Source organism: Gilliamella sp. wkB7 (assembly GCF_001693435.1).
In the GTDB taxonomy this organism is placed as follows: domain Bacteria; phylum Pseudomonadota; class Gammaproteobacteria; order Enterobacterales; family Orbaceae; genus Gilliamella; species Gilliamella apicola_N.
This window is the reverse complement of record NZ_CM004509.1, coordinates 424,209-438,237: the sequence shown is the minus strand read 5'-3', so window position 1 is coordinate 438,237 and position 14,029 is coordinate 424,209. Positions and strand designations below refer to the sequence as shown.

Genomic DNA, 14,029 nt, shown 5'->3' with positions numbered 1-14,029 from the left:
GTGAGTAATATAACAAAGTTAAACGAACGAATTAATGACCAAAAAATTACAATATAGTCATTAAAATGTCATGATGCCATTTGGTTTTTTCATATATCCTACTACATCAGTATACATTTTCGATAATCATATAAAATAACAAAGGAAATACTCAAAATGAAATTGTTAGTTGTTGAAGATGAACATAAAACAGGTGAGTATCTTCGTCAGGGTTTAATTGAATCAGGCTTTATTGTTGATTTAACCGATAACGGTTTAGATGGCTATCATAGAGCAATGACAGAAGATTATGATTTAATTATTCTTGATGTAATGTTGCCAGATATAGTTGGCTGGAAAATAGTCCAATCTTTGCGTGAAGCGGGGAAAGATACACAAATTATGTTACTCACAGCGATGGGGAGTGTCGAAGATAAAGTTAAAGGATTGAACTTAGGTGCGGATGATTATTTAGTTAAGCCGTTTTCTTTTGCTGAATTACTTGCAAGAGTCAAATCCTTACTCAGACGCAATGTTCCACAAGTCAATAATTATCAATTAAGTATTGCTGATTTGGTAATGGATTTACCTAAAAGAACAGTAACGCGAGCAGATAAAAGAATTGATTTAACTAATAAAGAATTTCTGTTATTAGAATATTTTTTACGTTATCCAGGTGAAGTTCTACCGAGATCACTGATAGCATCCCAAGTTTGGGATATGAACTTTGATAGTGATACTAATGTTATTGATGTAGCGATTAGGCGATTACGCAATAAAATTGATGCAGGATTTGAGCCTAAATTAATTCATACTGTACGTGGAATGGGATATAAATTGGATGTAATGGATGAAGCGGACTAAAATTATTTCTTTTCGTTTACCACTAATTGTTTGCCTACTTACTTGTGGGCTCCTTTATTGTTTCAGTTATCTTATCGAAAGTTCTTTTGAAAAATTTTCCATCCAGCAAAATGTTTCCGAATTAAATTCAGTTATCTCATCAATAGAACGTGAACTTATTTATTTTTCACCTAATGACAATCGTGATGAGCTTTTTCAAAATCTATTATTGATATTAACTGGCCATCATCACTTGTTTGTTTATATCATTGATGAATCAGGTAAGGTACTTTATCGGACACGTGGACCTAATCTGGCTGTTGCATTAAAACCCTCAAATTTAGAAAAAATTATAACTGAACACGGTACGACCATATCCAATCTGAATAAATCATCTTATCGAATTGCTGCATCAAGAGTTATAGTTGAAAATAACAAACAATACACCACTATTGTGGCAGTTGGTCGCGATTTACAGCTTGAATTTATCAGTCGATTAAGAAACGGTTTAGGATTGCTTATTGCCATTTCTTGTGTTTTAGCATTGATTGGTTCATTTATTTCAATTTATTATACTCAAAAACCGATTAATCGGCTTATTAAGAAGATAGAAAAAATCAATCTTAAAAGTTTAAATTATCGAATACCAACTTCCTCAGTACCAACCAAATATATTAGTTTAGTGAGAGCGTTCAATAAAATGCTTAATCGTATGGAAGATGTTTTTCAGAGACAACGTAACTTTACGGCTGATATTGCTCATGAAATGAGAACCCCCATTACTAATCTAACAACCCAAACGCAAATTGTTTTGAATAATGCTCGTTCCACCGAAGAGTATCGAGAGATTTTATACTCCAATTTAGAAGAGTATGAAAAAATGTCACAAATGATCTCTGATATGCTTTTTTTAGCTCAAGCCGATAATCATCAATTAGTACCAAATCTTATTGATATTGATTTGGTTAGTATGCTTACCATGATGTGTGACTATTTTGAACCGCTCACCGATGAGAAAAATATCACATTTAATTTAGAGGGTAACTGTTCACACATTCAAGGCGATAAACTGATGTTAGGCCGAGCGATAAGTAATATTTTATCCAATGCCATTCGTTATACTCCTCAAAATGAAGTAATTACTATTACTTTAAGTCAAACTTCAGAAAAAAGAGTCAAAATCATCATTGCCAATCCAGGTAAAAAAATTGATAGTCGACATTTACCTCATCTTTTTGACCGTTTTTATCGAGTAGATGAATCACGTCATCGTAATGGTAATGATACTTCGGGTGCAGGAATAGGGTTGGCAATCGTTAAATCAATTATCCAAACCCATAAAGGAACGATTTTTGTCGAGTCTGATGATAGATCAACCCGTTTTATTATCAATCTACCAACCTCTATTTGACCTCATAATCACTAATCAATAAATTAGCTGCCGCATAGGCAGCTTTATCTTTTAGTTCTTGAGGAACTTTATCGCAATCTACTACTTCATTTAGAACCAGCATCACGGCTCCTAAGGCATCTTCAATGTAACCCAGTTCATTACTTCCAATTTGGGCATACTTTTCACGAATGAGTTCACAATATTTATTCATTAAACTACTTCCTGTTATTTTTCGTAATCATTATTTGTTGTTATAAAAATTGAGCCAATTGTTGGTATACTTGCTCGGCTTGAATAGTGCACATGCTTTTTTCAGGCGAAATTATACTAAATTGATTTTTGCCATAACCACCAATTAATTTTGGATCGGTTTCACCAAATAGAGTAATATTTGGGCGATCTAATGCAGCGGTTAAATGGCTTAACCCTGTATCAACTGAAACTACTGCTTTTGCTCCAGCAATAATGGTTGCAACATCAGACAGTGATAGTTTAGGTAATACTTCGACATGATTAAAACCTTGTGCAAGGCGAATCGCTCTTTGTTGTTCGTGCTCGGCTCCCCAAGGTAATTTTATTTTTAATCCAGTTGCTTCAGTTAATTTAATTAATTTTCTCCATGCTTCTTCCGTCCAGTGTTTTTCATCTCGAGTTGTAGCATGTAAAAAAACAAGATACTGTTGATTATCACTAGGTAGAGACGATAGAAAATGGCGGGCAATAGCATAATCCCCCATTGAATCTGGTAGTGGATATTGTAAGCTTTGAGCAAACAACATTCTAACTCGTTCAATGGCATGCATTTGCTTGGGAATAGCATGTTTTACATCATAAAACCAACTGGCAATGGGCTCTTTAATACTTTGACGATCCAAACCATGTTTTATGCCTCGTGCTTTACGAGTTATAAGAAATGCGCTTTTAATAAGTCCTTGCGCGTCAATAATACAATCATATTCTTGCTGCCTAAGGGTTTGGATAAACGCATGACGTTCTTGGCGAGTATTTTTTGAAAACCAACTTTTGCGCCAACGTCTTATAGCAACAGGTATTACATTATTTACAGCATAGTGCCAACTAGGTATTTGAGCAAAATTTTCTTCAACTACCCAATCAAAAGTAATATCAGATATGTTATTTGCTGCATCGGTTAATGCTGGTAGGGTATGCAGTACATCACCCATTGATGAAGTTTTAACGACTAAGACACGCATTATTCATTACTCTTTTTGCTACGCATGATAAGATTCATCAAAGTTTCAAATACATTATCTGGTTTTATATCAATCAAGCTTTGATGATAACCTTGTTCAGCATCACCTTTACGAACACGATGATAACCAGTAATTAAACGAATAACTTCTGCTTTATCCGATAGTGGAGGGGTAAACTCTGGGCTACTTGGACCATATAATGCAACTAATGGTCTATCTAATGCAGCAGCAACATGCATTAATCCTGAATCATTGGTCACAATGGCTTTACAAGCTGCGATTAAAGCAATAGCTTGTTCTAGCTTGGTTTGACCTGCTAAGTTGATACATTTATCACTTTGCACCATTTTAGCAATAATCTGATCGCCGACTTCTCGATCTTTGGCTGAACCAAAGATTATAATTCTAGCATTTTGTTTAACCAGCATATCGGCAAGTGTAGCATAATGATAATCTGGCCAACGTTTAGCGGGTCCAAATTCTGCACCAGGACAAAAGCCAATTAATGGTTCATCTTGTGGAATCGCAAAGGTGACTAATGCCTCATCAATTTCTTTTTGCTCAACACTCAGTTTTGGCCATAATAGTGGTTGTGGTAGATCTTTTGCCGAATGAATTTGATCTTTGGGATAAGCCAGCGCAACATAGCGCTCAACCATCAAAGGAAACTCAGCTTTATCAAGTGTGCGAATATCATTTAATAATCCGTAACGCAGTTCTCCTTTCCAGCCTGTTCGTTTAGGAATTTTGGCAAAAAATGGAATGAGTGCAGACTTAAATGAATTCGGTAAAACAATAGCTTGATCGTAATGATTAGCTCGTAAAGATCTACCTATTTGACAACGTTTAGCGAAAGCAAACTCACCATGACCGATTGGCATTTCAAGCGCCTGATTGACTTCTGGCATTTTATTTAATAAAGCCCGACTCCAAGCCGGGGCCATAACATCAATTTCATTATGAGGATCAAGCTGCTTTAAAGTACGATATAGGCTTTGTGACATCATCATATCACCAACCCATGAAGGACCAATAATGAGTGTTTTCATCTTATCAATTCCTTTCTATTGTTCGTTAAGCCATTTCATATATTCAGTTGTACCTTCAGTTACAGTTTTAAATTCAATTGGGCATCCAGTTTCTCTAAATTTAGTGAGATCAGCTTGAGTGAAGCTTTGGTATCGTCCTTTAAGGTTATCAGGGAACGGAATATAATCTATTTCCCCTTTTCTATGATAATTGACGACAGCATCAGCTACGGTTTGGAATGATTCTGCTCGCCCCGTTCCACAATTGAAAATACCTGAAATTTTATTTTCCCAGAACCATAAATTTACATCAACAACGTCACTTACATAAATAAAATCGCGTTTGAAGTTATCACTACCAGTAAATAATTTCGGTTTTTCACCTTTGTTAATTTGTTCATTTAAATGGAATGCAACGCTTGCCATGCTACCTTTATGTGATTCACGTGGCCCATAGACATTAAAATAACGGAATCCACAAACTTGTGATTTAGCTTTAGGTAATACTTGTCTAACATATTGGTCAAACAGAAATTTAGAATAACCATAAACATTTAGCGGTTTTTCATAAGCGCGATCTTCAATGAAATTATTACTGCGCCCACCATAAGTAGCAGCCGAAGATGCATATAAAAATGGTATATCAAGATCTAAACAGCAATCTAACAAGTCTTTTGAATATTGATAGTTGTTTTCCATCATAAATTTGCCATCCCATTCGGTGGTCGATGAGCAAGCTCCTTGATGAAAAATAACATCAATATCCATATCTTCACCTGCTATAATTAATGAGATAAATTCGTCTTTATCCATATAATCAGCGATATCTAAATCAACTAAATTACTAAATTTAGTGCCGTCAGTTAAATCATCCACCACTAAAATATTTTTGTGTCCTTTGTCATTTAACCCCTTAACAATATTACTACCAATAAATCCAGCACCACCAGTTACTACGATCATATCAAATTCCTTAACCAATAAAATGAATCTACTTATAATACCGATTTATGACAAATTTTTCGAGTGATGATTTATTTTCAACGCTGGTGCGCATTGAAAATTCATAACCTGATATCATCATTATTTGCATATCCATTGGACTGATAGTTGACAAAATACGAATAAGCTCAGTTAATTAATTGTTATTTGCTCTGACAATGATTCTGTCATGTCAGGCATATTACTTAAATTAACATCGTTAGATAGATAAAATATTTAAAAATAAACAAGTTATAACCTATGAAATAGATGATAACTCTTTTGATATTGTTAATTTTTTTATCAATTAATTCTTTTTCGCTGTGACTAAAATATATCTAGCTAAATTAAGATAAGGTTCAGTACGACAGTATTGTTTTTCAAGCTCTAATAGCTGTTCAAAGTGTGTTTCAGCCTTGGATTTATTCGCTAGATAGTCGTGGAAAATACGAATACCTATTTTTTGTAAAATATTAAAATCTAACTGGGTCAGCCAATAATAGACATCTTTAGGCTCTCTTGGAAAATCAGGGGAGAGTGTCTTTTTTTTACGTTTTGCAAGGCCAGCTTGTGTATAACCAAAATTACCCAAGGTGACTGTTTTAAATAGCAGTCCGTGGTAGTTATAAAACATCAAAGATAGATAGCCATTTACCTTTAAATATTTTTTTAATGATTGAATTAATTCAATCGGCTCTGCAACCCATTCTAAAACGGCATGACAAATAACGATATCAAACTGTTCATCAAGTAAAGTATGAAGTTGCTGTATTGAGCAGCAAAGACAATTGATGTCAACATTTTCCTCGTTCGCTTTTTGTTTTGCTAGTTCAAGCATTTGCTGCGAAATATCACAAATGGTAACATGGTGGCCGAGTTTAGCTAGTCTACAGGCGATTTGACCTTGTCCACCACCAGCATCAAGGATATTTAGGGGTTTATGTGCAGGATAGTTAGCTAAAATATTCTCAAGTTCTTGCCAAACTACCGCTTCACGAATTCGACCTTTGGTTGTACCATAAATATTTTGTGCAAATTTATTGCTGATATCATCAAAATTGCGATCTTGTTTACTCATAAATTACTTTTGATTGTTAAGTTGTTGTACTTCAGCATTAATTTCCGCTATTTTGTTAGACATTTTTGCATAGCACTGTTCCATTAATGTTTTGGCATCTTCTTTATGAAGGTTTTTAGTTTCAATTGGATCGAGCATTTCAACAATCATATGACCATTATTGAAACGATTTAACTTAATATTATTTGTCTCTGATATACAAATTGGTACAATGGGTACACCAGCTGCTATTGCTGCTTTAAAAGCACCCATTTTAAAGGGTAACAGTCCTCGACCGCGGCTACGTGTACCTTCAGGAAACATCCAAATAGAAATACCATGATTTTGAATTTCTCTAACCACTTGTTCAATTGTATCGCGTGCTTTTGATTTATTGTTGCGGTCAATGAGTATGTTACCTGTAAGATAATAAAGTTGCCCAAAAAATGGGATCCAAGCTAAACTTTTTTTACCTACGGTAACCGTTTTTGGTTGTACAATATCAGCAGCAACCACCAAATCGTAATTATTCTGGTGATTAGCAATAAAAACACAGCTTCCCATATTACTAATTTTAGAATAAGGGCGTGTAGTGACTTTAACGCCAAATACAGGTTGGAATAACAAACTAAATAAATGGGCGAATCTTGCTACATTTTTGGGGTTTCTTGGGTTAAATAAACAAAAAATCACTCCTAAAACACAAAGAATAATTCCTGTGATGACGACAAAAATTAAGCGAAAAATAAAAACCATAATTTACCTCATAAGTTAAGTTGGCGTATTATATACGTAATCAACGTTAATATACAGTTTGTAAAAATAACGCCGTCTATAGGATGTTTATGCTTAAATCAACGATTATTTGGGACGAAAATCAAACCCCAATTTCAACTTATTTTAATGATGTGTATTTTAATACGGAAGGAGCAATTGACGAAACCCGTTACGTGTTTATTGAAGGTAATGATTTATATCAACGTTTTTTGCAACATGAGCAAGAGACATTTATAGTTGGCGAAACCGGTTTTGGTTCAGGTCTTAGTTTTTTGATTTTATGGCAAACATTTTTACATTTTAGAGATCAACATCCAAATCATCTTCTTAAAAAAATTAAATTTTTTAGTGTTGAAAAATTTCCATTATCATCAGATGAATTAAAGCAAATTCATCATAATGTATTAACCAAAGATAAAGATTTACAAAACTTAGCATCGCAACTGCAGACCAATTTCAGTGAAATTCAAAGCAGTTACCAGTTTGATAATGTCTCTTTGTCCATTTTTTATGATGATGTTAGCGATTTCCCCGATTTCCTAAGAAAACAAAATATATTGATTAATGCTTGGTTTTTTGACGGATTTTCGCCAGCTAAAAACCCTGATATGTGGTCAGAATCATTATTTAAAAAATGTTATACATTAACGGCACATAAGGGCACTTTTGCGACTTTTACTGCTGCAGGATTTGTACGTCGTAACCTGCTTAATGCTGGGTTTAATGTATTTAAACATAAAGGATTTGGTATAAAGCGTGAAATGTTAATCGGCAATAAGACTGAATAATCTTGTTTCTTCCACAAAACATAAGATGGAGTGAAAAATCTCAATTAGAAAGTACGATTCTTGAATCGGAACATTGTAGTCAAGCTAGAGATGTTCATCGTAATCAGAGAATGTGGTATATTCCTTTTAAGGAAAAATTTATGAATACTTAAAAATTTAACCCCCATTCAAAAATGGGGTGTAACTAATTATGAATGTTAAAATTAGCTTTTCAGGGTTATTTTAATTAAGAAAAAAAACTAATCAATATAATCTTTGTCTTATTTTTTAACATTTAGATGCATTTTTTCAAACCCATCCATATCCATAAATTTTATCGTTTACATTAACTTTGATTAGTAAATTTAAAACTCAAATTGATAAATTACATCTAGTGCTTGAGCTAAACCTGAAGTCGCTTCTAAATAGAGACTTGGCATAAGTCTATAGCGTAATGTAAAAGTTGCCAGAGAATCGAAAATACCGACTCCATATTTAAGTTGTAGATGCGGTAAAATATAGCCACTTACGACCACTTTTGAACTGTCACCAGCGCCTTGAGTATCTAAAGTAAGGTTTTTAATCCCAAACATATTACCGAAATCACCAATGTATTTGCCTGTTTTGGAGGTGCCAATTCCGACTAATAATGCTGTCATCGTATCGTTTTCACTTTGATCTGAGTTATCAAGACCTTGTCCACGGATAAGGTAAGATAATGCTTCTTGCTGCGACATTGCAGGATCTGAAAAAATGTCTATTTTTGGATCTTCCGATGAGCCAGTTACCCGAATACCTGCGGTAATATTACTTTTATCCATTGAATCTGGATTACGTATTGCTTCAACATCAAGTATGGCGCGATCGCTTGGACCGGAAAAAGTAATCACTCCTTTGCGAATAACTAAGTCTTGACCATACGCATTAAACCGTCCACTAGGAATTAATACTTCACCATGTAGATCTAAACCTTTATTCGTCTGAGTGGCAACTAAATGTCCTTTTAGTTTAGCTTTTAAACCAAATGCATCAACAGAAACATCATTCCCAATATTAATTTCAAGATGACTATTGATTTTCATACCAAATTTTTGTGGTTCTATTTGATTTCCATTTCTATCAAGCATCACTTCATCAGGTGAAACATCGACACTTGATTCTGGCAGTGAATCAACAGTAATCTTACCTTTAGGTATGTTAACTTTTCCTAATAGAGTTAACTCATCTTGAGTTGCGTTAATTTTGATATCAGGGACAATACTCATTACAATCATTGGTGGAACCGATACCTGCATTGCTGCACCATTGACCGTTAAATTAGCTTGCCATTTATCTAAATTTTGCCAGCTTGCATTACCGATAATATCAACATTACCTGATTGAGTCGTTAGAATCCCATGTAAGGTTGAAGATTTACCATTCAATTTTATATCAAGCGTTGCTGATTTAATGTCGATAGGTAATTGATTAGTTTTTATTTCACTTTGTTTAAGATTGATATTGCCCGTTAGATAAGGATCCATTAATGAACCAGAAAATTTAACCGCTCCATTAATGGCACCTTTAGTGTATTCATTTTTATCTAACAGTGGATTAAGGATTGCCAAAGCCAAATTATCAATTATTAATTGACCACTTAATTTTTTCTGATTGTTTGGATCAGTAATAAGTAGATCTCCATTAATTCTTCCTAATTCTTTTAGACTAAAATGCCAATCTAACTTAGCCTGTTGTTCATTAAATTCTACATTAATATTAAATAAATCAAATGGAATAGGTAAGGCTTGATTTACTATCATTTGCTGAACAAAAACCTTATTACTGGTTATATTGGCTTTAATAGCCGGCGTTTTGCTGTTATTGCTAAATTTAATTTCTGCTTTACCGTTTATGCTACCTGCAAGTTTTGTCTCGCCATCATTAGGTATAGGTAATCTAGCTAAATCAATATCTTTCAGGGTTATTGTTGATTGAGAATTAGGTATAGGTGATAATGGCTTATCTAAGCAGATGCTTGAAGAGCTATTGTGCCAACAATGGGCTCCAATAGTGGGTATTTGTTGATTTAAATTATAAGTTAAAGTTAAAGGTTGAGTTAATGACCAATGGTTATTATTACCTAAATTTAATAGTGCATTAGATATATTACCACTCCATTTAGTATGGTCTTTATCAATTTTCCCCGTTAATGATGTTTTTAATGATGCAGGATTACCCTCAAGATCAATACTTAAAGTATGCTTACTTTCATTACCAACAAGATCAATGTCTGCTTTTTTAATTATCTGATTGGAAACCTCAATATTTTGTCCAATAAGTTTTAGTTGTAAGTTTAATTGGTCTTGATAATGCATTTTACCGGATAAATTTGCTTTAGATATTGAGATATTTGGCATCTTTAAAGCGTCTACGGTTAAATTTGTATCAATGATAGGATTTGATTTCGTTCCTGCCATTTTGATGTTACCAAAAATTGATCCTTGCATCTCATCGACCAATAATGCTAAAGATGCTAGATTAAGCTTTGCATTCAAATTTCCTTTTTCCGTTGAACCATCTACATTTATTCGGTTTTTATCCCAGATTATTGCTAGATCATTAGCGGATAAATTACGTTTAGAATCAACTTGTAAATTACCGTTAGCCGAAAAATCAGCGTGTTTAATTTTACCTATTAAATCTAAATCAGTAACATTGAATTGCCAAGTTTCACCTGCTAATTTACCCGTTGTATTGAGTTGACCATTTAATTTTATAGGGTAATCAGGTATCTCTTTTGCAAGGTCAACTTGATTAATTTTCACATTGGTATTCCATTGCAGTGAATTTTGCCAATTCACATTTCCTGATGCAGCAATCTCACCTTGGGGTAACTTGATAATTCCTCGTTTGAAGGTTGCTCCTTGGTTGGTGCCGTTACCAGCAATGTCAAATATTGTTGCTGGTAAATTTTCACCTGCGACAGACCCTTTGGTTGATAAATTATATTGTTCTACATTGCCATCAATAGCGAGATCAAAATCATTAATTTGATATTGGGCCACTCCCTCAAGAGGCCATTGAATATGTTTACCATTCAATTTGGCCATAACAGGTAAATATTTTTCGATAAAATTAATATGACCATCGATATTAAGTTGATTTAATCCTTTAATTGAGGTGTGAGTCGCTAATTTACCTAATAATTTTCCAGAAAATTGTCCATCTAAATGATTTTCTTTTGTATCCACTTTAATAAACGCAACGAGTGGCCAATCATCACCAAGAATGATCTCACCATTAACAGATGCATGTCCATTTATATATGGAGTCTGTATGTTGGTATCAACTTGTTTTACCATAATATGATTATTTATCATATCCGTTTCAATGTTAACTTGATTAAATCGAAAATCTTCCCCTCCGATATGTAATAACCAATTATTTCCGCTTAGATTACTCACATTGATATCTAATGGAATACTTACTTGAGGTAAAGAAGTAATCAGTGGTTCATTAAATAATTGATTAATCTGTTCATTAATAGGCAAATTATTTTCTGTTTTTTGTCCTTGAGGTGATGTGTTATCAGAAAAAATTGCACTCAAATCCATAGCAACCGCAGGATATACGTAAATTTTTTCATTAACCCATATCGCTTTACCAGTAAAACTTGACATACCGAATTGCATATCATCAACGTTCACTTTGACCTTGTTAAGCTGTGTAGCATTTAATTCAATCGGTAATGGTGTTTTGATAATAAATCGTTCTTCGTCTACTGTTGTATCTGTTGTATCTTTTTCTGAAGGTTCGAATTGTTTGGTATCAATCTGAACGTTTACTCCATCTGCATCAAAGTTTTTCAGGCAGATCTTGGTCTGTATTAAACATGAACCTGATAATTCAAGAGAAGCATCTTGAACGCTTACATGGACCCCAGTTAAATCTAATGAAAGTCCTTGTATATGTAAATTATGAAACGATCCTTCAACTTGTTGAATTTTCAGTTCTGGCAGATATTTATTTAATGCAAACATGGTGAGTTTTACACCTAAACTTGTGTAAATGACCATAATGATAAATGTAATTAGAAAGATGAAAATAGACAGTATAATAATACTTCTTTTTTTCCATTTTCGTTTGGATTTTGAGTTTTCTGCAACTGCATCATGATTAGCATTTTCAGACATTTTATAATTCGCTTCCTAAACCAATATAAAGGTGAACAGAGCCTTTATCTTTTCTGTTTAATGGGGTTGCCAGATCCAATTTTATAGGGCCAACAGGTGATGACCATCTAATACCAAATCCGCTACCAGTATAAAATTTAGCTTTATCAACTTTATCTATTGCTTCACCACTATCAATAAATACTGCTCCCCACCATGGACCAGATAAATTGTATTGATATTCTGCAGAACCAGTGATAAGTTTAGATGCACCTTTAAGTTTCCCTTTTTTATCCTCTGGAGAAATAGATTGGTAGCTGTAACCTCGAATACTTCGATCACCACCAGCAAAAAATCGAAAAGAAGGTGGTACTCTGTTAAAATTACTCGCTTGAATTATCCCAAAATTTCCTCTAACAATAAATCGATGAGATTCTTTTAATGAACGGATCCAAGTTTGTTGTGCTTGGAAACGAACTAAATTGATATCAGAACCTAATGATTCCGCTGCGGCTTCAACTGAATAACGTTGGGAATCACCCCACATAGCTAATATATTATCGTCACTACGGATGCGTGAAAGACTAAGCGAGGGATAGTATAAGAATGTTTTATAACTTGAGTCCCCTTGGGTAAAATCATCCCGTAGCATACTTAGCCCCAATGCTGTTTGCCATCCTTCAAAGCGATCCCAATTGCGCAATGCTCCAAAAGTATAGGAGCGCGAATAGGTATCATTATTGTCAATTTTTTTATAACCACCTTGGATGGTGTAATACTGTTCTAAAGGTGATTGTTTTAATGGTATTTTATAACTCATAGTTATCATTTGTTCAGGTGATGATAAAGATAAATTACTTTGAAAACTTTGTCCTCGACTATTAATCCAAGGTTTGCTCCAGCCAATCTTACCATGTACACCATTATCCGTTGAGTATCCTAACCCTAGATCCATACTATTTTTTTTCCGTGGTGAAGTTGTTACTTCAATAGGGAGCGTTTTATCATCACTTAGATGAGGAAAGTCTGGTGTAACAAGAACAGAATTAAACCAATTGGTTGAATTAAGACGTCTGTTTAATACAGATAGCTGTTCAGCCGTATATTTTTCACCTTCTTTAAATGGTACAAGATTCGCCAAATAGTCTTTTCGGATTTTCACATTTGGAAAACTAACTTTACCAAATTTGTAACGTTGACCAGTATTAAAATCAATATTCCAATAAGCTTGGTGTTCATAATTTGATACGGCTAACTGATGCTTAGACATATTAGCATCGAAATATCCTTTTTCTAAAGATAAATTAAGCAATGCTTTTTTGAATGATTCGTAACTACCATGATTTAAAATATCGCCTTTTTTAGGCAAGTCATGTTCAAGTAACTCATTGAAATCTTTATCTTGTTCACCTTCACCTGTAATATTTATGTTAATTTGTTCAATTAATATTGGTTCGCCGGGTGAAATTTTTACAGTTAATACTTTAGGATCTTGTTCAAAATATTCAAAACTAGGGGAGTAATATCCTAATGCTCGAAGAGCTTTTTGTGCTTCGCTTTCAAAATAACGTTTAAAATTTGGTGAATTATTGATTTTACTCTGTTCAATTAACGAAACTCGGGCATTTACATTATTAGCAAGTTCCCCAGATAAACCTTTAATTGATAACTGCATATCGGCATAACAATATGCTGTAGTTATCATTAAAACTAAACATAATGAACGGGAAAATCGTGACACAAACACCTCGATGATTTTTTAGAAATTGTTTTTGGAAGCTATTATGGGTTTGTTATGGTCTGTAAATTTAACATATTTGCTGTTTCATCGTCTATGAT

General features: G+C 33.8%; 11 protein-coding genes. 3 read left to right on the top strand and 8 right to left on the bottom strand.

Annotated elements, in window-relative coordinates:
* Positions 1–156: 156 nt before the first annotated feature.
* Together A9G17_RS01885 and A9G17_RS01880 are read left to right on the top strand one after the other, a co-directional pair.
* Positions 157–843 (top strand): heavy metal response regulator transcription factor, encoded by a 687-nt coding sequence (locus tag A9G17_RS01885; protein ID WP_065737244.1) that lies wholly within the window; start codon positions 157–159, stop codon positions 841–843.
* On the top strand, positions 830–2,233 hold the full coding sequence (locus A9G17_RS01880; protein ID WP_065737243.1) for a heavy metal sensor histidine kinase: 1,404 nt from the start codon (positions 830–832) through the stop codon (positions 2,231–2,233). The genes A9G17_RS01885 and A9G17_RS01880 overlap by 14 nt, the downstream gene beginning before the upstream one ends.
* On the opposite strand, the gene A9G17_RS01875 is transcribed toward A9G17_RS01880, so the two are convergent.
* From A9G17_RS01875 to A9G17_RS01850, 6 genes are all read right to left on the bottom strand, one after another.
* Positions 2,226–2,426 carry a YaeP family protein gene (locus A9G17_RS01875; RefSeq protein WP_065737242.1) on the bottom strand — a complete coding sequence of 67 codons (201 nt, stop codon included), beginning with the start codon at positions 2,424–2,426 and terminating at the stop codon, positions 2,226–2,228. The two genes, A9G17_RS01880 and A9G17_RS01875, sit on opposite strands and share 8 nt — an antisense overlap.
* Positions 2,427–2,466: 40 nt before the next feature.
* Positions 2,467–3,429 carry a lipopolysaccharide heptosyltransferase RfaC gene (gene rfaC, locus A9G17_RS01870; protein ID WP_065737241.1) on the bottom strand — a complete coding sequence of 321 codons (963 nt, stop codon included), beginning with the start codon at positions 3,427–3,429 and terminating at the stop codon, positions 2,467–2,469.
* Positions 3,429–4,478 (bottom strand): ADP-heptose--LPS heptosyltransferase RfaF, encoded by a 1,050-nt coding sequence (gene rfaF, locus A9G17_RS01865; protein WP_065737240.1) that lies wholly within the window; start codon positions 4,476–4,478, stop codon positions 3,429–3,431. Before rfaF ends, rfaC begins: the two co-directional genes overlap by 1 nt.
* A 15-nt stretch (positions 4,479–4,493) precedes the next feature.
* Positions 4,494–5,420, bottom strand: coding sequence for an ADP-glyceromanno-heptose 6-epimerase (gene rfaD, locus A9G17_RS01860; protein WP_065737239.1), 927 nt, complete (start codon positions 5,418–5,420; stop codon positions 4,494–4,496).
* Positions 5,421–5,745: 325 nt separating this feature from the next.
* Positions 5,746–6,516 (bottom strand): methyltransferase domain-containing protein, encoded by a 771-nt coding sequence (locus A9G17_RS01855; protein ID WP_065737238.1) that lies wholly within the window; start codon positions 6,514–6,516, stop codon positions 5,746–5,748.
* 3 nt (positions 6,517–6,519) lie between these two features.
* Positions 6,520–7,251, bottom strand: a complete 732-nt coding sequence (locus tag A9G17_RS01850) for a 1-acylglycerol-3-phosphate O-acyltransferase (protein WP_065737237.1) — start codon at positions 7,249–7,251, stop codon at positions 6,520–6,522.
* Between the two features lie 89 nt (positions 7,252–7,340).
* Between A9G17_RS01850 and mnmD the strand changes: the two genes are divergently transcribed.
* Positions 7,341–8,060 (top strand): tRNA (5-methylaminomethyl-2-thiouridine)(34)-methyltransferase MnmC2, encoded by a 720-nt coding sequence (gene mnmD / locus A9G17_RS01845; protein WP_065737236.1) that lies wholly within the window; start codon positions 7,341–7,343, stop codon positions 8,058–8,060.
* Between the two features lie 344 nt (positions 8,061–8,404).
* Here the strand turns inward: mnmD and tamB are convergent, their stop codons facing one another.
* A complete protein-coding gene (gene tamB / locus A9G17_RS01840; protein WP_065737235.1) occupies positions 8,405–12,211 on the bottom strand; it encodes an autotransporter assembly complex protein TamB in 3,807 nt (1,268 codons plus the stop codon).
* Between the two features lies 1 nt (position 12,212).
* On the bottom strand, positions 12,213–13,931 hold the full coding sequence (gene tamA, locus A9G17_RS01835; RefSeq protein WP_065737234.1) for an autotransporter assembly complex protein TamA: 1,719 nt from the start codon (positions 13,929–13,931) through the stop codon (positions 12,213–12,215).
* Between the last annotated feature and the right edge of the window lie 98 nt (positions 13,932–14,029).